Annotated in this window: 22 protein-coding genes; 12 read left to right on the top strand and 10 right to left on the bottom strand. The window is 41.4% G+C overall.

What is annotated here, in order from left to right:
• Nucleotides 1–34: 34 nt before the first annotated feature.
• Both ACO05V_RS15275 and ACO05V_RS15270 read right to left on the bottom strand, forming a co-directional pair.
• A complete protein-coding gene (locus ACO05V_RS15275) occupies nt 35–1,705 on the bottom strand; it encodes a L,D-transpeptidase family protein (protein ID WP_421853268.1) in 1,671 nt (556 codons plus the stop codon).
• Nucleotides 1,702–1,989 carry a YkgJ family cysteine cluster protein gene (locus ACO05V_RS15270; RefSeq protein WP_421853265.1) on the bottom strand — a complete coding sequence of 96 codons (288 nt, stop codon included), beginning with the start codon at nt 1,987–1,989 and terminating at the stop codon, nt 1,702–1,704. The genes ACO05V_RS15275 and ACO05V_RS15270 overlap by 4 nt, the downstream gene beginning before the upstream one ends.
• Before the next feature lie 186 nt (nt 1,990–2,175).
• Between ACO05V_RS15270 and ACO05V_RS15265 the strand changes: the two genes are divergently transcribed.
• Nucleotides 2,176–3,414, top strand: a complete 1,239-nt coding sequence (locus tag ACO05V_RS15265; RefSeq protein WP_421853262.1) for a response regulator — start codon at nt 2,176–2,178, stop codon at nt 3,412–3,414.
• 325 nt (nt 3,415–3,739) lie between these two features.
• On the opposite strand, the gene csrA is transcribed toward ACO05V_RS15265, so the two are convergent.
• Together csrA and ACO05V_RS15255 are read right to left on the bottom strand one after the other, a co-directional pair.
• On the bottom strand, nt 3,740–3,952 hold the full coding sequence (csrA, locus tag ACO05V_RS15260; protein ID WP_421853259.1) for a carbon storage regulator CsrA: 213 nt from the start codon (nt 3,950–3,952) through the stop codon (nt 3,740–3,742).
• A gap of 135 nt (nt 3,953–4,087) precedes the next feature.
• Nucleotides 4,088–4,738 (bottom strand): LexA family protein, encoded by a 651-nt coding sequence (locus ACO05V_RS15255; protein WP_421853256.1) that lies wholly within the window; start codon nt 4,736–4,738, stop codon nt 4,088–4,090.
• Between the two features lie 83 nt (nt 4,739–4,821).
• Between ACO05V_RS15255 and ACO05V_RS15250 the strand changes: the two genes are divergently transcribed.
• Nucleotides 4,822–5,019 (top strand): helix-turn-helix domain-containing protein, encoded by a 198-nt coding sequence (locus ACO05V_RS15250; protein WP_421853253.1) that lies wholly within the window; start codon nt 4,822–4,824, stop codon nt 5,017–5,019.
• A 108-nt stretch (nt 5,020–5,127) separates the two neighbouring features.
• Here the strand turns inward: ACO05V_RS15250 and ACO05V_RS15245 are convergent, their stop codons facing one another.
• The 4 genes from ACO05V_RS15245 to ACO05V_RS15230 form a co-directional block, all read right to left on the bottom strand.
• Nucleotides 5,128–7,377 carry an Orn/Lys/Arg decarboxylase N-terminal domain-containing protein gene (locus ACO05V_RS15245; RefSeq protein ID WP_421853250.1) on the bottom strand — a complete coding sequence of 750 codons (2,250 nt, stop codon included), beginning with the start codon at nt 7,375–7,377 and terminating at the stop codon, nt 5,128–5,130.
• A gap of 85 nt (nt 7,378–7,462) precedes the next feature.
• Nucleotides 7,463–9,979 (bottom strand): GNAT family N-acetyltransferase, encoded by a 2,517-nt coding sequence (locus ACO05V_RS15240; protein ID WP_421853247.1) that lies wholly within the window; start codon nt 9,977–9,979, stop codon nt 7,463–7,465.
• A complete protein-coding gene (locus ACO05V_RS15235) occupies nt 9,969–11,207 on the bottom strand; it encodes an MFS transporter (protein ID WP_421853244.1) in 1,239 nt (412 codons plus the stop codon). Before ACO05V_RS15235 ends, ACO05V_RS15240 begins: the two co-directional genes overlap by 11 nt.
• 23 nt (nt 11,208–11,230) lie before the next feature.
• Complete coding sequence (locus ACO05V_RS15230) at nt 11,231–12,673, bottom strand: lysine N(6)-hydroxylase/L-ornithine N(5)-oxygenase family protein (protein WP_421853241.1); 1,443 nt, start codon at nt 12,671–12,673, stop codon at nt 11,231–11,233.
• 221 nt (nt 12,674–12,894) lie between these two features.
• Between ACO05V_RS15230 and ACO05V_RS15225 the strand changes: the two genes are divergently transcribed.
• The 7 genes from ACO05V_RS15225 (at nt 12,895) to ACO05V_RS15195 (ending at nt 20,538) form a co-directional block, all read left to right on the top strand.
• Complete coding sequence (locus ACO05V_RS15225; RefSeq protein ID WP_421853238.1) at nt 12,895–15,000, top strand: TonB-dependent siderophore receptor; 2,106 nt, start codon at nt 12,895–12,897, stop codon at nt 14,998–15,000.
• A 171-nt stretch (nt 15,001–15,171) separates the two neighbouring features.
• Nucleotides 15,172–16,020, top strand: coding sequence for an ABC transporter ATP-binding protein (locus ACO05V_RS15220; RefSeq protein WP_421853235.1), 849 nt, complete (start codon nt 15,172–15,174; stop codon nt 16,018–16,020).
• Nucleotides 16,017–17,057: a FecCD family ABC transporter permease gene (locus tag ACO05V_RS15215; protein WP_421853232.1), complete on the top strand. Its 1,041-nt coding sequence runs from the start codon at nt 16,017–16,019 to the stop codon at nt 17,055–17,057. Before ACO05V_RS15220 ends, ACO05V_RS15215 begins: the two co-directional genes overlap by 4 nt.
• 1 nt (nt 17,058) lies before the next feature.
• The gene (locus ACO05V_RS15210) at nt 17,059–18,132 is read left to right on the top strand and encodes a FecCD family ABC transporter permease (protein WP_421853229.1); all 1,074 of its coding nucleotides are present in this window, start codon (nt 17,059–17,061) and stop codon (nt 18,130–18,132) included.
• A gap of 27 nt (nt 18,133–18,159) precedes the next feature.
• Nucleotides 18,160–19,149, top strand: a complete 990-nt coding sequence (locus ACO05V_RS15205; protein ID WP_421853226.1) for an iron-siderophore ABC transporter substrate-binding protein — start codon at nt 18,160–18,162, stop codon at nt 19,147–19,149.
• Nucleotides 19,150–19,174: 25 nt separating this feature from the next.
• A complete protein-coding gene (locus tag ACO05V_RS15200; RefSeq protein WP_421853223.1) occupies nt 19,175–19,999 on the top strand; it encodes a (2Fe-2S)-binding protein in 825 nt (274 codons plus the stop codon).
• A gap of 86 nt (nt 20,000–20,085) precedes the next feature.
• Nucleotides 20,086–20,538: a S24 family peptidase gene (locus tag ACO05V_RS15195; RefSeq protein WP_421853220.1), complete on the top strand. Its 453-nt coding sequence runs from the start codon at nt 20,086–20,088 to the stop codon at nt 20,536–20,538.
• A 129-nt stretch (nt 20,539–20,667) separates the two neighbouring features.
• Here the strand turns inward: ACO05V_RS15195 and ACO05V_RS15190 are convergent, their stop codons facing one another.
• Entirely contained in the window at nt 20,668–20,883 is a 216-nt protein-coding gene (locus ACO05V_RS15190; RefSeq protein WP_421853217.1) for a hypothetical protein, read from the bottom strand.
• A gap of 463 nt (nt 20,884–21,346) precedes the next feature.
• Here ACO05V_RS15190 and ACO05V_RS15185 point away from each other — a divergent pair, with 463 nt between their 5' ends.
• Nucleotides 21,347–21,901 carry a YaeQ family protein gene (locus ACO05V_RS15185; protein WP_421853214.1) on the top strand — a complete coding sequence of 185 codons (555 nt, stop codon included), beginning with the start codon at nt 21,347–21,349 and terminating at the stop codon, nt 21,899–21,901.
• A 40-nt stretch (nt 21,902–21,941) separates the two neighbouring features.
• Here the strand turns inward: ACO05V_RS15185 and ACO05V_RS15180 are convergent, their stop codons facing one another.
• Nucleotides 21,942–22,685 carry a dienelactone hydrolase family protein gene (locus tag ACO05V_RS15180; RefSeq protein ID WP_421853211.1) on the bottom strand — a complete coding sequence of 248 codons (744 nt, stop codon included), beginning with the start codon at nt 22,683–22,685 and terminating at the stop codon, nt 21,942–21,944.
• 141 nt (nt 22,686–22,826) lie between these two features.
• Between ACO05V_RS15180 and ACO05V_RS15175 the strand changes: the two genes are divergently transcribed.
• The gene (locus ACO05V_RS15175) at nt 22,827–23,954 is read left to right on the top strand and encodes a tRNA-queuosine alpha-mannosyltransferase domain-containing protein (RefSeq protein WP_421853208.1); all 1,128 of its coding nucleotides are present in this window, start codon (nt 22,827–22,829) and stop codon (nt 23,952–23,954) included.
• Nucleotides 23,955–24,243: 289 nt separating this feature from the next.
• On the top strand, nt 24,244–25,563 hold the full coding sequence (locus ACO05V_RS15170; RefSeq protein WP_421853205.1) for a YjiH family protein: 1,320 nt from the start codon (nt 24,244–24,246) through the stop codon (nt 25,561–25,563).
• The last annotated feature ends 53 nt before the right edge of the window (nt 25,564–25,616 follow it).

Below are 25,616 nucleotides of genomic sequence, written 5' to 3'. Positions count from 1 at the left end.
TATTTTAGGCTTTCAATATAAGAGCCTAAAATAATTAGATAGAGTCTCTAGCTCTGATGGGGGAGTATCCCATCGCTTCTTCCATAAGAGCATCTCGTTCATAAATGTCGTTGCGGAATTCCAGCATACCATTAGCATTCGGTACTACTGTGAAATAGACCAAGTAAACTGGAATGTATGTTGGTAGAGTGATAACGGTATTACTGCCTTTCTTGAGAGAATCGCTCATCTCAATAAATTGTTTGCTGCCTTTAGTGATCTCTCTTGCAAATTCAACAGGGTTTTCTAGGCGAACGCAGCCGGAACTAAATGCTCTGTCTTCTTCGCGAAATAGATGTTTTGCCGGAGTGTCGTGCAAATAGATTTCGTTTTTATTTGGGAACATGAACTTGTATTGGCCAAGTGCGTTGCCTTCATCTGGTTCTTGCTCGAAACGAAAAGCTAGCTTGTCTTCGCTAATGGCTTTCCAATTAATTTTAGTGGAATCCAGCTCTTTCGCGCCAATGCTCCAGCTCGAATACACTTTGTAGCCATGTTTAACCAGATAGTTGGGGTCAGCTTGCAGTTTCGGTAGTAGGTTTTCTCTAGAAATGCGGTGTGGAACGCGCCATGTCGGATTTGTTACCATATACGTCATCAAGCCTTTGAATACAGGCGTTTTTCTGTCTGGTTTGCCAATGACGGCTTTCATTGAGGTGTGCTCGCCGTTTAGATACATGTCTACCGTGTAATTTGTTAGATCAACCCAAATACGATTGGCTTCTAATTCACTTGGTAGCCAGCGCCATCTTTCTAGATTATAGGCAATTTGTTTTGCGCGTGTCTTTAGTGGCACATTGAGCATTTCAATGGTTTTAGAGCCTGCAGCGCCATCAGCGGTGATGTGGTGGCGTTGTTGGAAGCGAATAAGGGCTTCTTTTAATGGCAGGTCAAACTGTTCTTCGTTTACTTTGCGAGTTGAAAAGCGAATGTCGCCAAGTTGAACTAGTCTTGCTCTTAACTGAGCGACTCGTGGGCCTTCATCGCCTGCAGATAAAGGAACGCCAGCGTTAACAAAAATATCTTTTTCTTTCGCCGCTAGATCTTGGTAGTACACCAACCATTTTTGTAATACTTGGTATTGTGGGCTGCGAGGAGCAAGTAAAGGTAAAGAGTTTACCATGTCAGTTGCTGAGTCTAGATACAGCAAGTCTTTCCAGTTGTTATTGGGAGCGTCTAGTTGCCAATTGGGATCAATTAATAAGGGTTCATAGCGACCATTACTTAAATCATGAGCATAACTGGTCAAAGCGATGGTGGTGATTACATCCATTTCTGCTAATTGTTGGGGCGTTGGGCTTTTTAGCGCCAAGTACTCTTTTATGATATTAGTGTGATAATGGATAGGATTGAGGCCATGAGTATAAGATTGCTCAAGAATATCGACGAGTTTGTAGATAGACAGATTTATTTTTTTGCCTTTTATCCACATAGGGTCGTAGCCGCGGGCTTTATAGGCTTCTAACACGCTATTGTTAGGTAGCGCCTGACCTGCGACTGGGGTAAAGGCGTTTAATGTTAACGACACCTGGTCTTTTACACTGCCTTCCATTTGTGATTCGCTTGGTGGCACGACAACAAATTGCTTATTTGAGCTAGATGTTGCACAGGCGCCTAATAACAAGCTGATACAAATCAGTGGAAGGAGTTGTTTCGCTGATGTCATTGGTATTTCCTTTTTAATGAATCGGTGTGCGTGGGGCTAGTGTTGTTTTCTAATAGTGACAAAATGCTAATGGCTTCTGCTCTGTTGCTGCCACAAGCATATTCTGCGGCTTTAAAATCAGCACATACTTTTGGTCGTGATGGGTCATTAAATATGGCGCATCTATAGTCATCCAAAAGCTGAATGCAAGGCTCACCAGCCGCTTTTCCGTTCGGCATTCCTGGGATTGGAGACGTTATGGAAGGCGATGTGCAGCATGCGCCACAACCTGACCGACATTGCATAATAAATAACCTTGCATGGAATGAGAGAAGAGAGCCTGCCTTAAGTGCTGCTAGCCTTGCTCTTAAATTTACAAAACAACACTTTGAGCCGCTATTTTAGAGTATCGTAATCGTGGGTCATAGGGGATAATCAAAAAAATATGTTCGAAAAAGTAATGAACTACTTTTAAAGATAGGATTTTGTTAATGAATGTAGTGAGAAAAATTTTAGTGGTTGAAGATAGCCCTGTTGTACTTAAGGTGCTTGACCATTTAATCTCTCAAAATTCAACTTTCACACCGGTTTTATGTGCTTGTTATAGAGAAGCTGAAGATCGGTTGAAAGGAGGTAAGGAAACCTTCTTTGCTGCCATTGTTGACCTTAATTTACCAGATGCAGAAAATGGTGAAATTGTTGATCTGATATTGTCCCATAAAATTCCTTGCGTGGTTTTGACTGCTAACTTTGATGATAATTTACGGTTGAAGCTGTTGAATAAAGGTGTATTAGATTACATCACTAAAGACAGCCGATATTCTTTTAATCACGTGATTAAAGTGATTGAACGGTTAAGTAAAAATCAGGGAGTGAAAGTCTTAGTAGCAGAAGATTCTTCAACCAGCCGACTATTCATCCGTATTTTGCTTGAGCAATACTGCTTTAATGTTATTGAAGCAGAAAACGGACAAGCTGCACTTGCTAAGTTGGAAGAAGATGCCAGCATTAGGATGTTGATTACCGATCATAATATGCCTTTAGTAAATGGTTATGATTTGGTTCGCATGCTAAGGCATAATTCGCGATTCCAAAACTTAGTTATCATTGGCTTATCTGCGGAAGGTGATAATGCACTTTCTGCCAAATTCATCAAGGCGGGAGCGAACGACTTTCTTAAGAAACCTTTTTATCATGAAGAATTCCATTGCCGAGTCATTCATAGTTTAGAAGCCCAAGAAATGTTGGAAGCCATTCGAGAATTGTCGTGTGTTGATCCTCTTACCAAACTTAAAAATAGACGTTATTTATTCGAAGAAGGTGAAAAGACCTTTATTCGCCATTCGAATACTATGAGTTTGGTGATGTTGGATTTAGATGGTTTTAAATACATTAATGACATCTACGGCCATATTATTGGCGATCATTTATTAGAGTTGATTGGTCACGAACTTCAAATGGCGTTTCCTTATGAATTGGTTTGCCGTTTCAGTGGGAAGCAGTTCTGTATCCTGTCGGAAACAAATGGTCAAGATTTGCTTGTTAAATTGCATCACTTTCTAGCAGATTTAAAGTCGAAGGAATTCACGGAAGCAAAGATTTCTATCACATGCAGTGTAGGAGTAACGTCTCAACTGACGGATCAATTTGAAATGTTAATTCGAAGGGCGGATCAGCTGGTTCAACAAGCAAAGCGTAGTGGTAAGAACAGAGTGCTGTCGGATAGCTAGGGAAGGTGCGAATAAGTCTACTAAGCCTCAGTCTTTAAGGGGAAACGCCAAATAAGGCGCGACTCAGAAGGAATGTAGGTACTTTTCAAAGAATCTTGTTTTAATAGTAAGCTCTGAAAGTCGCACCTTCCCTTGTATCTAATCGAATTGGCTAACTTGAAAAGATAATAGAACACATAAAAACTTTGCTGGTGTAATTAGTAGAGCCGAAAGCCCCAATAATGATTTTCAGTAATTGGGGCTCTTTTAAGAGTATTCTTGTAAGGCGCTTTAATTCCACATTTAGAATGTAGGTTTTAGTGCTCAAAACACATATCAAAAATGATTAAGCGGGTTGGACTTTTTGGATTTGCTTGTCATTGGCTTCCTGCAATTTTTCAGCTTGGATACGCTTATAGATCTCTTCTCGATGAACGCTTATTTTTTTCGGGGCTGTAATGCCGATGCGAACTTGAGTACCTTGTATTCCTAATACCGTGACTTCCGTATCGTCGCCGATATTAATGGTTTCGCCTGAGCGTCGAGTAATGACTAGCATGATTCCTATCCTTTGGTTGTTTTCGACAGTCTTAAAATACAGTTTATATTGTTAAAATGTCAACAGCTTAAGGTTTTTTTATTATTTAATAAGCCAAGTGTTACGTTAGTATGAAGAAGGAACGTTGTTAATAGCCTAAAATAATATCCGGGCTTGGGTGACAATGCCTATGATGGTTAGATCATTTGGAACTTCAATCGGCCTATAGTTCGGATTAAGTGGTGTTAGATAAGTTCTCCCTGTGTCTATGACCAATTTTTTAAATGTCACTTCTTTGCTGTCTGTAATTTTAGCAATAATCAAATCGCCGCTTTTTGCTGTCAAGCTTGGCTCCACAAGAATGAGATAACCTTCAGGAACGCTTATACCAGAAGGCGACATCATGCAGTCTCCCACAACATTGAGCCAAAATGCTGATTTCGAAGTAGAATTTGGTGTTTCTAGCCAGTCAAATTTGCCTTTATCTAATTCAGTAATATTCGGCCATTGAGCAGCTTGCGGTATTGTAATTATAGGCCTTAGATTTGTTTCTAAGGATTGTGAAGGGCTGTTGTCATTGCTGTAGTTAGAAATATTTTCTCTTACTTCACTCGCTGTTCCCAGTAGTAGCCATTCCGCATCGCAATGTAATGCTTTGGCTAAATTGAGTAGTTTGCGTGGATTCTGTGTTCTGCCATCTTCGATTTTTTGCAGCGACTGTTGTGAAATGCCAACACGTTTCGCTAACTCCGCTTGAGTCAGTTTTAGGTCGGTTCTTTTTTGTTTAACGCGTTCTGCAATAGTCATAAGCGAATAATTACAACTTTATCTGTATTTGACAAACAATAAAAACTGTCAACAAATACAGTAAAGGTTGTTAAGGAGGTTATATGTCAGCCATTGCAAAAGCAGTCGAAATTGTAGGGAGTCAAACTGCACTCGCGCAAATTTTAGGCGTTAAACAGGCTCATGTCTGGAATTGGTTGCACATCCATAAGCGCTCACCTGCAAAATACATACGGCGTATCTCGTTGGCGACGGAAGGGCAGGTCAGCGAAAGTGATTTACTTAAAGATCATGAGGAATGAGAAAAATTATTTAGGATAGATGCACATTGAAGGTGGTTCACTTTGAATTGGATAGAGCCGCCCAGGGATGGATGGCTCTATCTTTTTTAAAGCGATGTTGATTCATTGCTACACATTATCTTGTTCTACGCTGCAGTCTACATAACACTCATATTTTCCGTCTGTCTTTTGTTCGACCAATCCATGAATATGTGTTTCGAAACCAGGCAGGTGCTTATTAAAATGCCGAACAAATTTCAGGTAATCGACCATCGTTTTGTTGAAGCGCTCACCAGGTATCAGTACCGGAATACCTGGTGGATACGGAGTAATGAGCATAGTAGTTATTTTGTCTTCTAGTTGATCTACCGTTATGCGTTCAACATTTTTACTTATGAGTTGATTATAAGCATCGGTTGGTTTTATCGCTGTGACGACGGGGGTGTTGTAGATTTCAGTCGTCATGCGTGCGTAATCATGTTCTTTGTATTCGCTATGTATTTTTTGACTTAGATCTTTTAGTCCCAAGGATTTGTATTGTGGGTATTGTTCAACAAATTGAGGCATAACTTTCGTTAATGCTATGTTGCCATCAAAGGATTGTTTTAAGCGTTGAAGTACTGTGATGAGCGTATTCCATCTGCCCTTTGTAACGCCGATCGTGAATAGAAGTAAGAATGAATATAAGCTGACTTTCTCGACAATCACGCCGTGTTCAGCTAGGTATTTTGCAGCAATACTGGCAGGCATACCTTGCTCAGAAAATTCGCCATTTAAATTTAACCCCGGCGTAATGATGGTGATTTTTAGTGGGTCGAGTAGGTTGAAATCTGGCTGTATCCCCTCAAAACCGTGCCAATCATCGGTTGGATGCAATTTCCATGTGTTGGCACAGGGAATCTCTAAGTCGTCGCTATTGTTTGGCTCCCATACTTTAAACCACCAATTGTCATGATGCTTTTCCCCAATGTGACGCATAGTACTGCGAAAATCTATTGCTTCTGCTATGGCTTCTTCAATTAATAATTTGCCATTAGGTTGTGCCATCATTGCAGCGGTGACATCGCATGAGGCAATAATAGGGTAGTTAGGGCTTGTTGATGTGTGCATCAAATAAGCCTCATTAAAGCGGTGGTTATCAAGAGTGTATTGTTCTGAATCTTGTACCAAAATCTGAGACGCCTGAGAAAGTCCTGTCAACATTTTATGGGTAGATTGGGTTGAAAAAAGCAGTGATTTCTCACATCGGGTTCTATCTGAAATAGCGACGAACCCTTCATAAAATTCGTGGAAGCTGGTATGAGCAGCCCATGCTTCGTCAAAATGCATTGCATCGAAATAGCCATCTAAGTTGGCTTTGATTTCGTTGGTATTGTATAGAACTCCATCGTATGTAGATTGGGTTAAGCTAAATAAACGCGGTACTTTATCTGGGTTGTTTATCAAAGGATGGTGACGGATTTTGCTTTGAATACTTTTCCATGAAAACTCTTTTTTAGGAATCGGGCCTATGATGCCTAAATGATTGCGAGTAGGGGTTAGGAATATGGGGATGGCGCCTGTCATTATGATGGCATGAATGATGGACTTATGGCTGTTGCGATCTACGACAACAATATCATTAGGTGCGATAAGAGAATGCCAGACTATTTTGTTCGAGGAAGATGTGCCATTTGTTACGAAGTATAGATGATCGGATTGATAGGTTTTGGCAGCAAGGCGTTCGCTTTCAGCGATGGGGCCTGTGTGTTCGAGTAACTGTCCAAGCTCATCAACAGCATTGCAGACATCGGCTCGTAGCATGTTCTCGCCAAAGAAATCATGGAAAACCTGTCCTGATGGGCTTTTCAAGAACGCCGCACCACCTGAATGTCCAGGGCAGTGCCAAGAGGCTGAGCTCGCTTTTGTGTATTTTGTGAGTACTCTAAAGAATGGCGGTGACAGTTGATCTAGATACGCTTGAGCTTCTCGAATAATGTTACGAGTGGCAAAGTTTAAGGTGTCTTCTAAATGATGGATAAAGCCATGTACGTCATTCAGTATTTCTTTTGGGACATGTCGACTGGTTTGATTGTCACTCTTTAAAAAGATGGGTGCTAAGCAGTGGTTATTTCTTATGCCTTGTATGAGTTGTTTTAAAGCGTTTGATGTTTGCTCGCTCTCAGTTGACTTTATTTCTTTATCCCCTAACAGCAAAAGAATCGCGGCAGCTCGGGTACATTGTTTGAAAAAGAAAGGTAAATTTGTGTCGCTGCTTATTATTTGAACTTCCGCTCCTGCATTTTTTAAGGATTCAATTAATGGCTCAATGCTTGTCGTGTAAGAGGGTTGTGATACTGATTGAAAATCAAAAATAATGATAGGAAATGGCATGCGCATACTAGTACATCCGAGCTGTTAGTATTCTGAAAAAATTAGCCATACACCTAATAGGGAGTATGGCTAAGGTTTGTTTGGTGATTGTTTAGTCGATTGTTTCCATCGCTACAGACTGCACTGTTTTGTGTGGTGCGAAAGGGGCAATCGGGTTAGGCAATGGCTCAACCATAATTAGGCTAGAGGCAGGATCTGCCATATTGACCATTTGCAGATTGTTTTTTAGCTGTAATCTGTTTAGACATGAGTGTAAAAAGTCTTTCGCGAATATGTCGCGTGATTCAAATTTAGCCTTAAATTGAGGGTGATTTTTTTGATATTGAATCGCGGCGTTAGCAACTAATCGCCAGAACTCATCTTCTATCATGGCGTTGCTTTCTTCGAGGATGTGGCTCATATGACGGAAGTAACCATCAAATACGTCAATAAAAATACCCAAGATTTTGTACTCTTCGGGCATTTCTACTGCCAGTCGAGCAATGTTCTCTGGTACCTTTGCGTCTTTGTTTAGGATGGCACTTTCTTCAGCGATGTCTTTCATGATGACTTTGGTAGGCACATAGTTTTCTAGTATCAATATTAGATTTTCGCCATGAGGCATGAACACAAGGTCGTAGGCATAAAAACAATGTAATAAGGGCTGTAAAAATGCAGTTAAGTATTGATCGATCCAATCGGATGCACTCATATTAGATTTTTTAATTAGCTCAACCAGCAGCGATTGGTTGTTTGTGTCGACATGTAACAGTGCCGTCATGCTCATAAGTCGCTCGTCTGCTTGTAGTCGCTGCATTGGACTTTCTCGCCATAAAGCAGACAGCATCTTTTTAGAGGGACTGTCTTTTGAACAAGCGGTTTCAAAATAACTATTGCGATAACCAACCGCGGCTATTTCTTGGAGTATGCTAAAGCCATAGCTTTTTAATACAGGGTCATTGCTGATGATGTCATTGAGGTAAGCATTTATTTTTGGTGTGCCTTCCATGTAATAAGGGGAAAGCCCACGCATGAATCCCATGTTTAAAATGGATAGGGAAGTTTTGACATAATGTTTATTGGTATCAGTGACATTGAAGTAGGTTCTAATGGATTGTTGAGGTTTATAAAGGTCGTCGCTTTCTCCAAGTACTACGATATTCTGATTGGCAATGTCTGACGCAAACACGATATTGATTTTGTTGTACCACTGCCAAGGGTGGACTGGCATGAAAATATAATCTGAATGCGCTAGGTTTAATTCGGCAAGGCGCTTTTTGAATTCATCAACTTTGCTGTCACCTAGGTCCTTTTCAACAAGCTCGTTATATTCCAGATCAGGAATGCAGCCATAGACGGCTTTTTCTTTTCTGACGGCAATCCAGACAATTTTGAATGCTTGTCCCGTTTCTGGGGCGTATTTCTGATAATCAAAGGCGTTAAACCCTAGGCGTCCATTGTTTGCAACAAAGCCTGGATGACCTTCCGTCATGGCTGCTTCAATTTGTTGGTAGTCCGCATCAGCCAGTGCAGAACTATCAAAAATGGCATTGGTTTCTTTATACGCGGCACCGTAAAGTGTGCTGCTTATTTCATCTAGGTAAATCGGCAGTTTGTCTTCTGGTATGGCCAGTGTTTGTTTGAAATCAATAATACATTCTAGTGCATCTAATGGTGTGTTTTGCTGGTTTTCAACGCAGTTCAGGCTCGCTTTGTCTATTCTCCAGTGGCGCAGTGCCATGCGCTTTGCTCTAAAAGTATAATATTTGTTGGCATTGTCTGTTGTTAATCGATAATTCGCCCAACCCAGAGTGTCCTCCTCTGTCTCGGCAATGGGGGAAAAAAGTTGTTCATGGCTGAATTCTGCTATCGCCTTGCAAACAAGGTGTCGATTTACTTTCTGCCAAACATGAGGCTTGAGGTGCTCAGCCACATTGATGACGGCTTCTTTGGTGTTTTCCTGTGCTTTTATCTGAGGTTGATTTGTCATACTTATCTGCTCCTTGCAGTGATTGATGAGTGATTTTGCTTGTTTAAAATGGAGGGTGAGGCCTATGCGGTTGGACTGGGTATTGGCTAAGCTGGCATAAAAGTTTTCAGGGTAGCAAAATGCTAACATGGCCGTTTTGGTTGTCATATTTATGGCATTTGAATATGTGAAGCCAACTTCTAGGTTTAGTGTATGAATCTTATCGTTGTGTATATCTGGCTCTACGACTATTCGTGTGGCTTTAAGCTCCTCGAATAAGAAGTTCATCACTTTTTGCATCCATGTCAGTGTAAAACCACTAATTTGGGTGCGGCATGGTGCCGCAAAGAAATGCATACCAATATCGCCAGCTTGAACTGGGTAGAGGTCTTTAATTTCGTCAAGATTTGGGTCATAGACTTCTAAGACGATACTTGCTTGATTGCCATAAAAACCAATGAAAACTTGTAGGCCTTTATTTTCAATATGATCGAGATAGTACTGTCTCGTTTGGGCGATGGTCATATTTTGCATACCCCAAAACTTGGCGTAATCCATCTGGAACCAAGGTTGAATAAGCGCTATATGTTTATCTAGGTCTAAGGGAACAAAATAGAGATCGTTTGAATGTATTGTTTTTTTCTTTTCTTCATACGGCATTTGTTGAATCTCCTTTTTCTTGGGCTTGGACGGTGCTAAAGAATATTCTGTCGATGATGGCAGTTAATAAAAAACCGAGAGCGGCAATGACGAAGGTCTGCTGGATGCCAATAAAATTGACGATATAACCCGCACTAAATGAAGATAATAAAACCCCTAAATTCTGGAAGAAATTGGCCACACTAAAGTCTCGGGCGTAATATTCCGGCGAACTGATTTTGAATAGTTTGACTTCCAGTTTGACGATCATTTGAAACATTCCCCAGCCAAAGAGAAAACGTCCAAAGATAATGGCTTCAATGCTGGGTAAAGATTGCAAACCAAGACCTACTGCACCCAATGCGATATTAAGTAGAGTGTTATCTAATGCTGGTAACTTTCCTTGACTGGCTAGTCGATTTACAAACACACCTACGAGAGCGGCGAGAGCTGGAATCGCAAAGATAGCCCCTGTTAACCCACGATTTAAAATGCCTGTTGTCTCTTCCCAATAGGTTGAGAAAAAAGGTCTGATTAAATAGGCGCTAAAATCAAATGTCAGCATGACAAGGCTGAGTTTTAGTAGTGAGATCCATAAGGATCGTGGGCGCTTTTTGCTCGGTAGTTGTGAGGTATTTGACGCTATGATTTTTTGATCCTTGTTATGAATCTCCTTGTTGGTTGGCTCATTTGAATCATGTTCTGTCGAGGCATGAATGGTCTGAGCAATCTTGTTTGCTTTTATTAAATAGAAGCAAATGGCCATTTGTATAAAATCACCGATGGCCATCAATATCACGCAAAATTGAGGACCAAAGCGCTGCAGGCTGAAGCCACCAATGGTGGCTGCAAAAATTGCAGTGATGTGCACAATGAATGAAAGTAGCCCTACAAGATGCGCATGATACTCCTGTTTTTCTAACCGCATTAAATAGGGAAACATGAGCAAGTAACTGGCTTTTGTCATGTACATCAGCAAGCTTATGATCCAAAAACTTAACAGTGACGGTGCAAAGGCACTGGCTATTCCCAGTACCCCCGCTGTGAGTTGAGTGAAAAGTAGCATCGGCATTGTTTCAATTATCGTTGCTACTTTTGCCCAAACAGGCAGGGCACACATCACAGCAATAGAAATAGCTGCGATGTAGTTGCCTGCATGAATGGGGCTTTCTATGTTGTATCTGAGTTGAAAAAACTGAGGATAGAAAGCGATTAGAATAGCGTCACTTATCACACCGAAAGCCGTCATGATCAGTATTGAGGTTCGTAAGCTCATACCAGCTCTTCGTGCTTTGCGGTACTGTTTTGTTGCGGGCTCGTTGTGAACTGCTCTGCTTTTGATATCTCAATTTTTTCGAAACCACTGTCATCATTTGGCTTATATTGTTGGAAGCTGGTGGTTGGTTCGGTTGGGTAGTGATCTATCCCTGTCATCGCGTGAATGATACGGCTATTTCTATAACAAGCCATGCCTAAATCAGGGTTGGTAATGCCGTGTCCTTTTAAACCAGCATTTTGTATGAATACCTCATTACCATTCTTATCAACAGACCAGTTATTGTTTGGTAGATAGCTGCCGTCTTCATGCCACTGCAAACGATTTCGAATACTTTCAATAAATTGAGGTAAAACTGGTTGATAGCCTGTGGCGAAGATGACGGCATCTGTTTTATGAAGATATTCGACATGCGTTTGAGTGTGTTTGAAGTGTAAGTGGTACTTTTTTGTGTCCTGATCAAAATGGATATTTAGTATCTCAAGGCAGGGCAGTAGTTGAGCTTGGCAATGCTGGTAGCGATGGTTTTCATCTAGAGCATCGTAAATTTCATTGATTAATTTTTGGTTAATGCCTTTGTATAGACTTTTATGGTCTTCGAGAATTTGTTCTTTAATCTCATTATCTAAACCAAAGAAGTATTCAGCGTAATCAGGTGTCAGAATTTCTAAAGTGAGTTTTGCGGTTTCCATTTGGAAGTAACGTGCAGGTCTTGTGACCCAGTTTAATTTGTAGTTGTGCTCTTCACTAGAGGTTAGCAAGTCGTAGAAAATTTCAGCCCCGCTTTGCCCACTACCAATAACGGTTATTTCTTTGCAGCTTTGTAGCCGAGATTTATTTTGTAAGTACTGCCCAGAATGTATTAGTGTTGAGTTTGGCTGATGAGCTAGGGTTTGGGCTTTATCTGCGATCGTCTTAGGGAATTGTGGACGGCTGCCTACACCGATAATGATTTTTTTAGCTCGAGCGCTAAATAGGTGAGTGCTTCCATCCGGTAGTGTTTTAATGCCTGAAACTAGGTAGCAGCTTTGGTTTTTATCATAGCTAATATCCATTACCTTGTGTTTAAAATCGATATTATCTAGTTGTTGAATGGCCCAACGGCAGTATTGATTGAACTCTGCACGTCCTAAGTAGAAGTTTTCTCTAATATAAAGTTGGTAGAGTCTGCCCTGTTGCTTACAGTAGTTTAAATAGCTTAAAGGGTTTGTTGGATCAGCCATGGAGACCAAGTCACCAAGGAATGGGTTCTGCAGAGTCGCACCTTCAATTAGCATTCCTGGGTGCCAATTGAACCCAGACGATTGCTCAAATATACGTCCTTTCAAATTTTCTAGAGGTGCTGCCATGCAGGCAAAACCTAAATTAAACGGCCCCAGCCCAATTGCAATGTAGTCATAAATGTCGCTTTTACGTGAGTTTTCTAGATGCATTTTCATAGTGCTGAATCTCCCTAATGTAAGCTTTTAACCATAATATAAATGATAATCATTATCAATTTTTATTATGCTAAAACAGTCTTTCAGCGAATGTCTAGAGGGAAAAGGTTAATTTACAAATAAAAATGATATTGATTATCATTTGTAAATAATGTAAAAAGCTACCTTCGTTATTGATTTCTATTAATTAGATGTTGAAAAGTGTTTCAAGGAGAAGGTGAGTGAAAGTCCATACAAGCAGAATTTTTGTGTTAACTGCCATTGCTGCATCCGTCAGTATGATGGCAAAAGCTGAATCCAGTGAGCAGGTAACGGATCCTGTGTCAGTTGAACAAAATAGTGTAAATTTGCTTCAAATTATTTCGGTATATGGTGAACCAGAAGAAACAAAATCCGCAACCAAACTTAATTTATCTGTTTATGAAACGCCTCAAACAGTGTCTGTTATTTCTCAAGACCAGATGCAGGACTTCGATTTAAATGAGGTGAATTCGGTGCTGAAATATGTACCTGGAGTAACGGTTGAGAAAACTGAAACGGATCGTGTTTACTATACGGCTCGTGGTTTTGATATTGTTAATTTTCAACAAGATGGTATTGGTGTGCCATTTGCTTTTGGCCTTAATCGTGGCAATGACAATACAGCCATGTATGAAAAGGTTGAGGTTGTTAAAGGGGCCAACGGTTTAATAACCGGCTTAGCAAATCCTTCAGCAACAATAAACTATGTACTCAAACGTCCTACAGATGACAAACAAGCTTCTGTTTCTGCTGGATTAGGCAGTTGGAATCAAAAAAGAGTTGAAGCGGACGTGTCTGGACCGATTGCTGGCGATAAGGTGAAAGGACGTCTTGTTGTGACAAAGCAAGAAGGTGACTCTTACCTTGATCGTTACTCTAAAGATTTATCTTCTATATATGGCATTTTAAGTGCTGAACTCACTGACCGCTCTCGCATGAGTGTTGGTGTTAGTATAAATAATAGTAAAAATGATGGCGTGCTATACGGTGCGTTGCCTCTTTTTTACTCAGATAATACGTTAACCAATTACGATAGATCTACCAGTACTGCACCAGATTGGGCTTATATGGATGTCAAAAAAACGCGTACATTTTTTGAGTTCGAGCATGATTTGTCCGATAACTGGCAGGCGAAGTTTAACTATAGCCATAATGTTGAAAATACCGAATGGGAGCTACTTTATCTGAGTGGCAATCCGGATCCGTCCACAGAAAGTGGCTTAAAAGCAACAGCCGCATATTATGAAGCCAAGGCAAGAGAGGATATTTTAGATCTTTATGTCAACGGTACTTTTTCTGCTTGGGGACAGGATAATGAGTTAGTTGCTGGTATTAACTTATCTGATATTAAGCTAACAGGGCATTCTGTTTACGCCTCTGCTATGCGAAATACTCCGATTGGAGGGGATTGGATGAATGGTACATCTCGTCCAGTATTTGATACTTATAATTCAGCAACAGACTCAACCAATATCAATAAAAAACAAGATTCCTATTACATTTCTACGCGATTAAACGCGACCGATGATTTCTCAGTACTTCTGGGAGCAAGAGCAATAAATCTTGATCAAGATGGTGTTAATTATGGTGTCCGACAAGACACATCGGAAACAGAAACTGTTCCTTATATTGGTGCGACCTATGAAGTTACTTTAGGGACAATGCTTTATGCCAGTTACAGTAAGGTATTCAATCCTCAAGTCTGGGTGAATTCTGATCTACAACCTCTAGGGTCTGCAAAAGGTAATAGTCGAGAAGTTGGTATCAAGCAAGAATTATACGATGGAGCAGCTGTATTGGCGCTGGCTAGATTTGAGGCGGAACTCAATAATCTAGGGGAGTACGCATCTTATGATACAGCATCAAATACTAATTTATACCGTGGTATTGATATAAAAAGTGAAGGGTTTGAGGCTGAACTGTCTGGCGAAGTATTTGATGGCCTAAATTTAAGTATGGGATACACCGACCTAAGTATCAAAGATAAGGACGGTAAGGATACACGTACCTATATTCCGACAAAACAATTCAAATTAGCCGCAGCTTATAAAGTACCTACATTTGAAACGCTTCGAGTTGGTGGAGGAGTTAATTGGCAGAATGAGATCTACTACAGCGGCAAAGAGGTTCAAGACGATTACACCTTAGTAGACTTATTTGCGAGTTATAAACCGACAGATAATCTTACCCTTGCGCTTAATTTGAATAATGTCGGTGACGTGAAATATCGTGAAAGTGTCCAAAACGGACAGTCGTACTATGGTCCAGGTCGTAATGTAATGGGAACGGTTACTTGGAAATACTGAGGAATCAATCGTTCAATTAATCAAAATAAACCGTATAGCCGGCAGATCACATAGCTTGCTCTACGGTTTTTTTCCTGCAGACAATAGTAAGTATTTTATCGAATTGTTGTTAATGGTTTTCATTGCTACTATTAAAATCATAATTGATTTAAACGATCTAGGGTTAAGTTAATGAATGACGCGGTTAATATTCAGCCAAAAGCAAATAGGTTGATAGCCAAGCAGCTAAAGGTTGGCTACGACGACACCACTGTTCTTAGAAATATCGATTTTTATGTGCCAGATGGTCAATTAACCATTCTGGTTGGGCCAAATGGCTGTGGTAAATCGACATTGCTTAAAACGTTTGCTCGTATTCTTAATCCTAATGAAGGCTTTGTGTTGCTTGACGGTAAAGACATCCATAAAAGTCGAACTCGCGATGTGGCGCAAAAACTAGGATTGTTGCCTCAGGGGCCTATTGCACCAGAAGGCATGACTGTTCGAGAAGTGGTTGCTCAGGGGCGTTTTCCTCATCAGAGTTTGTTACGACAATGGTCTTCTGCCGATGAGCGAGCTGTCACAGATGCAATGAACATTGCACAAGTAAATGAATTTTCTGACCGTCCTGTTGATGAATTATCAGGTGGGCAACGGCAGCGATGTTGGGTGGCTATGGTGCTCGCGCAAGAAACAGATTTGATTTTGCTGGATGAACCCACCACGTTTTTAGACCTGAAAATTCAGGTCGATTTAATGAATTTATTGGCTCGCTTGGCTCACGATAATAATCGAACCTTAATTATAGTGTTGCATGAATTGAACTTGGCTGCCGCCTATGCTGACTATTTGGTCATGATGCGTGATGGTGTAATTTTGCAAAGGGGGACGCCGGAAGCCGTATTTAATAGCGAGAACTTAAAAGCTGTTTTTGATTTAGATGCTCATGTTATTCGCGATCCACATTCCCATCGTTTGATTTGTGTCCCTGCATTACCTGCCCAAACAGTATCCCGACTTTCTAAATTGGCTGCAATATGACACATCAGGCTCAATCTATTTTTTCTCAGAGTAGTCGCTCAGCAAATTTAATAGTTCGTCATTTGATTATTTTGGCTTCGGTATTTACAGCGCTTATTTTTATTTTTGCTTGGCATATTTCTGTTGGGGCAAAGTCTTTGCCGCTAGAAAGTGTTTTCGATGCTTTATTCAATTACCAAGGTTCGACGATGAATCATGTCATCGTGCGAGATTTGCGAATGCCGCGAGCATTGATTGCCACTTTAGTAGGCGCAAGTTTAGGCGTGGCTGGGGCTTTGATGCAGGGGGTAAGTCGTAACCCTTTAGCTGAACCAAGTCTTTTAGGTTTGATGGCTGGCGCCTCTTTTGCCGTGGTTATCGCTATTGATACACTTCATGTTACAGATATTTTTTGGTTGCCTTGGGTGGCAGCAGTTGGTGCTTTAGTGGCGGCTTTGATTGTTTGGCTTATCGCTCAGTTGGCACCTGGTGGGCTAAATTCGTTGAATTTAATTCTGGCGGGTTCTGCTGTAACCGCTTTTCTTACAGCCATTGTGGCAGTGGTTCTTATTTTAAATCAAGAAACCTTTGAACAGTTGCGTGTTTGGTTATCTGGCTCTTTGTCAGGTCATCGCATTAACGAACTCAAAGTGACTGCGCCTTTGCTACTCGTAGCGCTTATGTTTGCGCTTTATTTGTCTAGTCGGGTAACGCTATTAGCCATGGGGGAGGATGTTGCCCGTGGTCTAGGTTTGGCTACTGGTTGGCTTAAAGTTCAGGTGTTGATTTGTGTCGTTGTTTTAACTGCTTGCTCTGTTGCGTTGGTTGGACCACTTGGCTTTGTTGGTTTGGTTGTTCCTCATGTGGTTAGGCTGTTTGTTGGCGTTGATTATCGCTGGGTTGTTCCTTATTCAGCATTGGTGGGAGCTTGTTATTTGTTACTGGTAGACATTATCGCTCGACTGGTATTGAGTCCTGAAGAAATTTCCACTGGTATTGTGACGGCCATTTTTGGGGCGCCATTGTTTGTTTATTTGGTGAGAGAGAGAGCTCGTTGATATGACGAAGGGAAATGTTTCTAAACCTAATAACTTATCGATTAGGTTATTAAATGAGCGGCTGTCTTTGCAGCTCTCGCTAAATGCTTTGTTTGTCTTTGTCGCATTGTTGTTCGCGACGTCTGTTCTAATGGCTTTTAGTCTCTCTATAGGCTCATATGACATGGCGCTTTCAAATGTGTGGAAGATAGTTATGTCGCCATCGATGTCCGACCAAATGGCGATGGTGGTATGGGAGTTTCGTATCCCTCGTATATTAGTGGCTGTTTTTATTGGTTCTATGTTGGCGTTATCTGGCGCCTTACTGCAATGCGTGACTCGTAATAGTTTGGCTGATCCGTCATTAATTGGTATTTCTCAGGGTGCAGGGCTGGCCGTTGTTGTGATTAGTATTCTGTTACCTGAAGAGGCTTCTATTTGGCGCCCTTGGGCGGCATTTTTTGGGGCGATATTAGTGGCCAGTTTAATTCAGTCTCTGAGTTGGGGGCAAAGAGGTGGTAGCTCAATTCGATTTATTTTGATTGGTGTTGGTATTGCCGCTTTTATCAGTTCTGTTACATCAGCCTTTATGACTTATGGTCAGATTGATCGTGCTATGTCGGCAATGACTTGGCTTAGCGGAAGTATGAATTTGGCTAATTGGGAACAGGTGCGAATGTTGTCATTGGCTTTTGTTATCTTACTTCCTCTCACTTTAATGCTTAGTCGTTCTTTGGCTACATTACAAATGGGGGAATCCACTGCGGTTGGGTTGGGTGTATCAACTCGTTTTTTACGTGTTTTTTTTATTAGTCTTGCCGTTGGTTTTGCCGCACTAGCAACCGCAGCGGTTGGCCCGCTTGGTTTTGTTGGGTTAATTGCGCCTCATGTCGCTCGTCGTGTAGCGCGTGGCGGTGTGGGAATGAATTTGTTAATCAGCGCTGTCGTTGGGGCATTTATTGTGACATTGGCAGATATGTTGGGAAGAAATTTGTTTGCGCCTACGCAAATTCCAATTGGTTTAGTTACCGCGATTATTGGCGTTCCTTTTTTTGTGATGCTGCTATTGCGCACTAGGATAAAAGGTTCGTACTGATTTTTGATGTTGTTTTAAGGGTGATAAATGATAACTAGTAACATGATCTTAGCGTTTTGCACTGTATTGTATGTCGGTTCGCTGTCGGCTACAGCCTATGCTGAAGAAACGAAATATCCCTTGGTTATTGAGCACAAATATGGATCCTCAACTATTCTGGATCAGCCTAAACGAGTGGCGAGTTTAGATTGGGCTGGAGCAGACAATATATTGGCTTTGGGTTATCAACCATTAACCACACGATATTGGTTTGGTGATTATCAAGACGGGATTTGGCCTTGGGCTCGAGCATTATTAACATCGGTGCCAGAAGTGATCCAGGGGGAAATAAACTATGAGCAGATTGCAGCAACCAATCCTGATGTCATTATGGCATCACGATCAGGTATTAGTCGTCAGGATTATCAACAACTTAGTAAGATAGCTCCAGTAATAGCGACCCTAAAAGGTGAAGGTGATTTTACGATGCCCTGGGATAGGCGCGCACGTTTACTTGCCGAAGTATTAAATAAAGAAATACAAGCGGAAGCCCTTATTGTAAAAATAGAAACTCAAATGGCGGCGGTTAAAAAAAATCATCCTGATTGGTCTGGTAAAACCTTTGCAATGGCAACCTACTGGAATGGTAGTGTAGGCGTTTATTCTGGTGATGACATGACGGTAAACCTGATTTCTAAGATGGGGTTAACGCTTTCTCCTGCAGTGACCGAATTGACTAAAAAAGGTGAATTTCATGTAACCTTATCAGAAGAGCAGTTGGGCTTGATTGATGCTGATGTTCTCTTTTGGTATGTCACTGGCGAAGGTAAGAAACAAATAGAGGCATTAGCTTTGCGTCCCTATATGCGAGCCTTTAAAGAGGGGCGTGAAATTATGCTGCCATCAGGGTCCTTAGGAAATGGTGCTCTTTCTTATAGTTCTTTGATCAGTCTTCCTATTGCGATTGAGCAAATCGTCCCCTTGATTGAATTGGCCATTGATGGCGACATTGCCACCACCGTTTCTTTAGCCAAATAATATTAATTAAGAGTGAGTAAGTAAGATGAGCTCAACCTCGACAATGGCGCGTATAAAATCATTAGATCTTTTAGAGTCCACTGAGGCTTTTAAGCTGATTGGTTTGTCTATTGGTCAGGAACAACAATTTCGACCATTGAAAGAGTTTTCTAGTCCGAATGAAATATTTCGTCAGCTCTCTCATCAAACAAACGTTCAACCAAATATGGATGTGCGTACTCAAGGTACATATTTAATTTCTTCTTTAAGTTGGTCTTTGGCTGAAATCGTTAGTTGGTTAGATCTTAATTTACTGAATTTGGAAAATATTTGGGGCATCCTAACGATAAAAGAGAACCTAATGAGCGTTGTTGATAAAGGGCGGACGTATCAATATGCAAGTTATGGTTGGCAGCTGCCAGAGCTGACTTTCGTATTGAATCAGCAAGATGCTAATAGCGTTGGTCAGAATTTTATCATTTGTTTAACGCCCTTTGTTAATGAAATCCGACAGCAGACGGGGATGGCAAAAGGGGCTCTGTGGCGTTTGGTCACCGATGCTTTAGCTGCTTCTTACCTAAATTCAGGTAAGAAGTTGGGCTTGGTTCGCAACGCGATGGATAGAGCATTCGCCATTATTAATGAAACAGGAGGAGTGCTCGCTAATCCAAAATGGCATTTTAAAGAGTATTCGGTGGATGCAGCATCCAGTCCTACTGGCCTGTATTTAAATGATTGGTTTCGTGTAAGAGGAGGTTGCTGTCGTTACTACACTTTGTCTGGTGGAGAATATTGTAGTACTTGCATTCATTTAGCGGAGGGAGAGCGAGAGGAGCGTCTTAAAAAACACATATCTCATTCGACTGCATAGGTTGTTTTGTAAAGTTATTATATTTTGCTAGGTTATTAACGTCCTTTAAAACATACTGTATGAATATACAGTTTGGATGTTTTTTTATGCGCGTTTCTTATCTTGGTACTTCCGAGTCTGCTGTCTTCATCGCAGCAAACAGTGTTCGAATTCCACTTTATACTGAGTCTGCAAAGCTTTCTGATCTCCGAAAGCAGCCTGAAGGCAAATCTGTGGATTTGAATGCCATGTGTATTCCTAATCCTACAGCGACTTTTTTTGTTCGCGCTCAAGGCGAGCCAATGATAAAGGAAGATATTCAGACTGGTGATGTGCTGGTGGTGGATCGATCATTAACGGCACGTCATGGAGATATTGTGATTGCTTTTGAGCATGGGAAAATGGCAGTGATGACGCTGGAATTAAAGCCTGATGTTTTGCTTCGTCCCAAGAATAAAGCCTATGCCGCGACAGTAACGCCTGTTATTGGAAAAGATACATCAAGCTTAGAAGTATTTGGTGTCGTTACCAGCGTGGTTCGCCAGTTAGAGCGTGGTTAATCGTCTCAATTTTACTTTTTTATCTGAGCCAATAAAAAACGCCTTTCATTACCTAATAATGAAAGGCGTCGTGGCCATCCGGCCTAGAGTTTTACCGTCACCTCAGAGCCATCTAAGGTGACGATCTGGTCACCCGTCACTCGGTTGTTCTCCCGGTGGTATTTGGGCTTTCTCTTTTAGATCACTTTCTAAATCTTTGTTACCAGCTAGTGGACGAATGTGACCGTTGTCGCGGTAGAAGCCAATATCTTTTAAGTAATGGTCATCAAGCTGACGAAAAGCTTGATTGGTGCGACGAGCTTCGAAATATTCTTTAGCAGCGTTGAATAGGGCGATGATGCTCATAAGTTTTCTCCAAAATTAACATTTAATAGTGTGTTTTGGCGGAACTTACGGGGTAATTTCTTACAGAGGCGACCGCGTAAATTCCGCGGTCAATGGTGTATTACACAGGCATTGAACGCGTGGACAAAGTTTTGCGTACTCGATTATTGCAGCGAGTCGCTTTGGAAGAAGTAGAATGATTTAGCGTATAGGTAGTCATTTTGCTTCTCCTTTACTTTGGGTTTTATTGATTGCGTTATGCATTGTGTAAAATTTGCTCGTTTGAGCTCCTCAATTGAGCCTTTTTTCGTGACTTATGTCAATCACTTATATTGAAATAACTTTTATTTTTTTAAAGCCTACAAATACATGTCCCAAAGTAAAAAACAATTCGTTTACCTCAGTATTGTGAATGTTTTTTGCTGTACAATTCGTCGCGATTTTCTTGTTCTTCTTGTAGTTAACAAATGTAGTAAGTGACCTCATGGCAACGAAAGCAACAATTTATAAAGCATCGGTTCAAGTATCTGATATGGATCGAAACCATTACCAAAGTTATGAATTGACATTGGCATTACATCCTTCTGAAACCGAAGAGCGCATGATGGTGCGTTTGGCGGCGTTCGCTCTATTGGCTGATGAAAAAGAAGGCGGCGAGCAATTAAGTTTCAGTAAAGGCATTAGTACTGAAGATGAGCCCGATCTTTGGCAGAAGAGTTATTCAGACGAAATTTTGCTTTGGGTAGAGCTAGGGCAGCCGGACGAGAAGCGTTTACGCAAAGCCTGTGGTCGCGCTCAACAAGTGATCGTCGTGAATTACAACGACAAGTCTGATATTTGGTGGGAACAAAACAAAGGCAAGAACAGCCGTTTTGATAACATGCGAGTATTGCGCTTTCCAGAAGCTCAGGTTGAAGCATTAGCGAAGATTTGTACTCGTTCTATGCAGCTAAACGTTACTATTCAAGATAGCGAAATGTGGATCTCTGGTGAGCTAGGTGAATGCGCCATGACACCAATGTGGCGAGGCGAGCAATAAGCTCACCTCGTTTCTTGATGTGATTATAAATGTTGGATTATTAAGCTTTATGTAAGGTGCGCTGAAACAAGGCAACGGCTTTGTTGTAGCATTCAAGAGCAAGTGCTGGATCGTAACGATCGCCTTCGTCGCGCATGAAAGCATGCTGGCCGTTGAATTCATGCCAAGTGAATAGGCGGTCAGTATCGATTAATTGCTGATAAATCTTCTGCCGTCCTTCCGTTGATACGTGCGGATCTTGTTTGCCCCACACCATCGTCAATTCCCCTTGAATGTCTTTTGTGCGAGTAAAAGAATCATTGCCTTCGTCGCAAGGAATGGTATTCGAATGAATGTCTGTCGCGTATAAGCAGAAAGACGCTTGGATTCGAGGATTTAGCGCCGCACGGTAAGCCAAATGGCCGCCCAAACACACGCCCATAGTGCCAAATTGACCTGTACAATAATCTTGTTGCTCGAAGTACTCCAACATAGCAACCGTGTCACTGTCGTGGGCTTCTAGCGTTTTGGTGAATTTGTCAGCATTGCCTTTGTCTTTTCCTTCATCGTCATAGCCTAACACTGTGCCGATTGGGTTAAGTTCATGAAATACTTCTGGCACAATAACCACAAAACCATGACCCGCCATAATGGCAGCAGAACGAGCAATTGGTGCGGTTTGTTGAAAAATTTCAGAATAGAAGAAGATACAAGGAAAGCGACCCGCAGCCTGAGGGCGATAAACGGTGCAGCGCATAGTGCCAGTTGGCGTGTTAATATCTTGATCGTGACGTTGAATGATCATGGTTTTCCTTAAAGCGATTCGTAATTTTCTTACATGATATTCGACCCAACCGCGATGAGCCAGCCGCAAAGCTACCAAATAGACACAAAAGCTCGCAAATAGCGACAAAAGCCAAATTTAACCAATGAGTAGAAAGAATCCGTGCGAATTTTATTGATCAGTGCTTACGAAGCCAGCAGCCATAAAGCCTGGGCAAACACCTTGATGAATGGTTTAGGTCAGCACGATTGGGAATATTTGTCTTTACCTGCTCGACATTTCGCATGGCGTATTCGCGGAAACGCCATGAGCTTTGCCTTTGACCCAAAATTCAAACCAATACTGGAAAAGCCTTATGACTTGGTCATTGCCACCTCGATGACGGACTGTGTGGGTCTGAAAGCCTTTTGCCCAGATCTGCAAAACCTGCCTTGGTTGCTGTATTTTCATGAAAACCAATTTGCCTATCCTGCCAGCGATAAACAACAAGGCTTGATTGAAATGCAGATGGTGACTTTGTACAGCGCCTTGGCCGCGAACCAGTGTATTTTTAACAGTGAATTTAACAAAGCCTCTTTCTTTGCTGGCGCTCGAGCCTTATTAAAAAAACTGCCTGATTATGTCTCACCAGATTGGTTAAATGACACCGAAGCAAAAGCTCAAGTTCTTCCAGTACCTTTGGATATGCCTGCTTCTAAGGAGGAGTTGATACCAAAAGAAGAGGGCAGGAACATAAAAAAACCAGAACAGATCAAATTAGTTTGGTCGGCTCGTTGGGAATTCGACAAAGGTCCAGATCGGCTATTGGCTATTTTAGAAGAGTTAGAGCGTCGTCAACTGGACTACGAAATCGCCATTCTTGGTGAGCAATTCCGTTCCACTCCAAAAGAATTTGAGCAAATTCAAATTCAGTTCGCTCATCGAATTAGACAGTTTGGTTTTGCCCCGAGTCGAGTGGATTACCTACGCTTTCTCGCTTCGTCAGACATAGTACTGTCTACTGCTTTACACGAATTTCAAGGCCTTTCGGTACTAGAAGCTGTAGCGCTTGGCTGCGTGCCAGTGTTGCCAGATCGACAGGTTTACCCAGAGCTGTTCGGCCAACACCAGAACGGAAAACAATACCTTTACCAAAGTGATCTAAACAACATTCAGCAAGAAGCAAAAAACGCAGCAGACTTAATTCAGTTTGCTGTTATGAATGGCGTTAAAGCACCAAATGTGAGTCAGTATCAAGTCGAAAACTTACTGGCAAAGTATGATGAACTGATTGAGCAATACGGCCGTTAGTCTTTATTATGTATAGACAACCTTTCTTTTCTCTCCCTTATTCAAACATCCTTACTCTGTAAACAAGTCTGTCTATTTTAGATTGCCCTGATTCAAAATGGCGCAAAATTCTTTATGTTGCGCTTTTTTTGTGCAATATTCGCTATGTTAGCGTTAAAAAATAAAAATAAAGTCACTTTAATCCTAAGAAAAAGAGCTAAATAACGTCATTTTTTATATGTATATACATGTTGGTATGTATGTTGCTTTTCGTCTTATGATTAATAACCTTCTCATAGGAAGTTCTCATATGAATGCTACAGATTCCAAGTCAGGAGCCGTGTCTCCGCTGTCTCTTCTTAAACTCATTGCTTACAGCTGCATTGGTATTTTTGTTTTTTTCGTTCCGATCAGTGTCGGCGGAAAAGAAACCATTCCGCTCGATCATATTGTGTCGTGGCTTAGAAACGATTTCGGTCAAATGGCTGAGGTTTACGCTATCTTGGTTGTCTTGGCTGGTGGCGCGTATCCATTCATTTCTGGTAACTGGCGTACAAGTAAAACTCAAACCGTGTTGTCTATTTTTAAAGTGTTGGGTGTCATTACTGCCATGATGGCATTTTTCTCCGTTGGGCCTGCTTTCTTGTTTGAAAAAGACATGTTGCCTTTCTTGTTCAGTAAGTTGGTTGTGCCTGTCGGTTTGATTGTACCGATTGGTGCGGTGTTTTTAGCTTTTCTGATCGGTTACGGTTTGCTTGAGTTTGCAGGTGTGCTTTTACAACCCATTATGAAGCCGTTGTTTAAGACGCCGGGTAAGTCTGCGATTGATGCGGTTGCCTCGTTTGTGGGCAGTTATTCTATTGGTTTGTTGATTACCAACCGAGTTTATAAGTCTGGTCAATATTCCGCGAAAGAAGCGGCCATTATTGCCACCGGCTTTTCTACTATATCGGCTACTTTTATGGTGATCGTGGCGAAAACATTGGGTTTGATGGAGGTTTGGAATGTTTTTTTCTGGGCAACCTTGTTGATCACTTTTGTAGTTACGGCCATCACGGTACGCATTTTTCCGCTTAGTAAAATGGACGATACGGCAGAAAGTCGTGAGGTAGAAAAATTCCAGCATTCTCGTTTCAAACAAGCCGCATTGGAAGGGCTTGAAGTTGCGAATAACGCAAACTCACTTGCTCGTAATATTCTGCAAAACATCAAAGAAGGTATGTTAATGGCAATGAGTATTTTGCCTTCTATTATGTCGGTGGGTTTGTGTGGTTTGTTATTGGCGAAATACACACCAGTGTTTGAATGGATCGGTTACCTGTTTTACCCATTCGCATGGATCGCACAATTGCCTGATCCAATGATGGTTGCTACCGCGTCGGCGACAGGTTTGGCGGAGATGTTTTTGCCTGCTTTGATTGCAGCGAAAAGCGTATTTGTCGTTAAGTTTGTGGTTGGTGTAGTGTCTATCTCATCGATACTTTTTTTCTCAGCATCGATCCCTTGTATTTTGTCGACCGAGATTCCGTTGAACATTAAGCAAATGCTGATTGTTTGGTATCAACGAGTGGCCTTGACGATTCTAATTGCTTCGCCAGTGGCGTTTTGGGCGGAGCAGTTCGTTAAGTAAAAAAATAAACTACCATATACAAACAAAGTAAAACACGTTCACGTGGCGTGTTT

The sequence above is a fragment of the Marinomonas sp. genome (assembly GCF_965225885.1).
In the GTDB taxonomy this organism is placed as follows: domain Bacteria; phylum Pseudomonadota; class Gammaproteobacteria; order Pseudomonadales; family Marinomonadaceae; genus Marinomonas.
This window is presented reverse-complemented; position numbering and strand designations above follow the sequence as displayed.

What these genes read in the sequence shown, in the direction of transcription:
- ACO05V_RS15210 (WP_421853229.1), top strand. Translation starts at nt 17,059, where the DNA reads ATGACGAAGGGAAATGTTTCTAAACCTAATAACTTATCGATTAGGTTA.
- ACO05V_RS15240 (WP_421853247.1), bottom strand. Translation starts at nt 9,979, where the DNA reads ATGCCGTATGAAGAAAAGAAAAAAACAATACATTCAAACGATCTCTAT.
- ACO05V_RS15275 (WP_421853268.1), bottom strand. Translation starts at nt 1,705, where the DNA reads ATGACATCAGCGAAACAACTCCTTCCACTGATTTGTATCAGCTTGTTA.
- ACO05V_RS15250 (WP_421853253.1), top strand. Translation starts at nt 4,822, where the DNA reads ATGTCAGCCATTGCAAAAGCAGTCGAAATTGTAGGGAGTCAAACTGCA.
- ACO05V_RS15235 (WP_421853244.1), bottom strand. Translation starts at nt 11,207, where the DNA reads ATGACGGCTTTCGGTGTGATAAGTGACGCTATTCTAATCGCTTTCTAT.
- ACO05V_RS15245 (WP_421853250.1), bottom strand. Translation starts at nt 7,377, where the DNA reads ATGCGCATGCCATTTCCTATCATTATTTTTGATTTTCAATCAGTATCA.
- ACO05V_RS15205 (WP_421853226.1), top strand. Translation starts at nt 18,160, where the DNA reads ATGATAACTAGTAACATGATCTTAGCGTTTTGCACTGTATTGTATGTC.
- ACO05V_RS15200 (WP_421853223.1), top strand. Translation starts at nt 19,175, where the DNA reads ATGAGCTCAACCTCGACAATGGCGCGTATAAAATCATTAGATCTTTTA.
- ACO05V_RS15170 (WP_421853205.1), top strand. Translation starts at nt 24,244, where the DNA reads ATGAATGCTACAGATTCCAAGTCAGGAGCCGTGTCTCCGCTGTCTCTT.
- ACO05V_RS15215 (WP_421853232.1), top strand. Translation starts at nt 16,017, where the DNA reads ATGACACATCAGGCTCAATCTATTTTTTCTCAGAGTAGTCGCTCAGCA.
- ACO05V_RS15230 (WP_421853241.1), bottom strand. Translation starts at nt 12,673, where the DNA reads ATGAAAATGCATCTAGAAAACTCACGTAAAAGCGACATTTATGACTAC.
- ACO05V_RS15195 (WP_421853220.1), top strand. Translation starts at nt 20,086, where the DNA reads ATGCGCGTTTCTTATCTTGGTACTTCCGAGTCTGCTGTCTTCATCGCA.
- ACO05V_RS15265 (WP_421853262.1), top strand. Translation starts at nt 2,176, where the DNA reads ATGAATGTAGTGAGAAAAATTTTAGTGGTTGAAGATAGCCCTGTTGTA.
- ACO05V_RS15220 (WP_421853235.1), top strand. Translation starts at nt 15,172, where the DNA reads ATGAATGACGCGGTTAATATTCAGCCAAAAGCAAATAGGTTGATAGCC.
- ACO05V_RS15255 (WP_421853256.1), bottom strand. Translation starts at nt 4,738, where the DNA reads ATGACTATTGCAGAACGCGTTAAACAAAAAAGAACCGACCTAAAACTG.
- ACO05V_RS15190 (WP_421853217.1), bottom strand. Translation starts at nt 20,883, where the DNA reads ATGAGCATCATCGCCCTATTCAACGCTGCTAAAGAATATTTCGAAGCT.
- ACO05V_RS15180 (WP_421853211.1), bottom strand. Translation starts at nt 22,685, where the DNA reads ATGATCATTCAACGTCACGATCAAGATATTAACACGCCAACTGGCACT.
- ACO05V_RS15270 (WP_421853265.1), bottom strand. Translation starts at nt 1,989, where the DNA reads ATGCAATGTCGGTCAGGTTGTGGCGCATGCTGCACATCGCCTTCCATA.
- ACO05V_RS15185 (WP_421853214.1), top strand. Translation starts at nt 21,347, where the DNA reads ATGGCAACGAAAGCAACAATTTATAAAGCATCGGTTCAAGTATCTGAT.
- csrA (WP_421853259.1), bottom strand. Translation starts at nt 3,952, where the DNA reads ATGCTAGTCATTACTCGACGCTCAGGCGAAACCATTAATATCGGCGAC.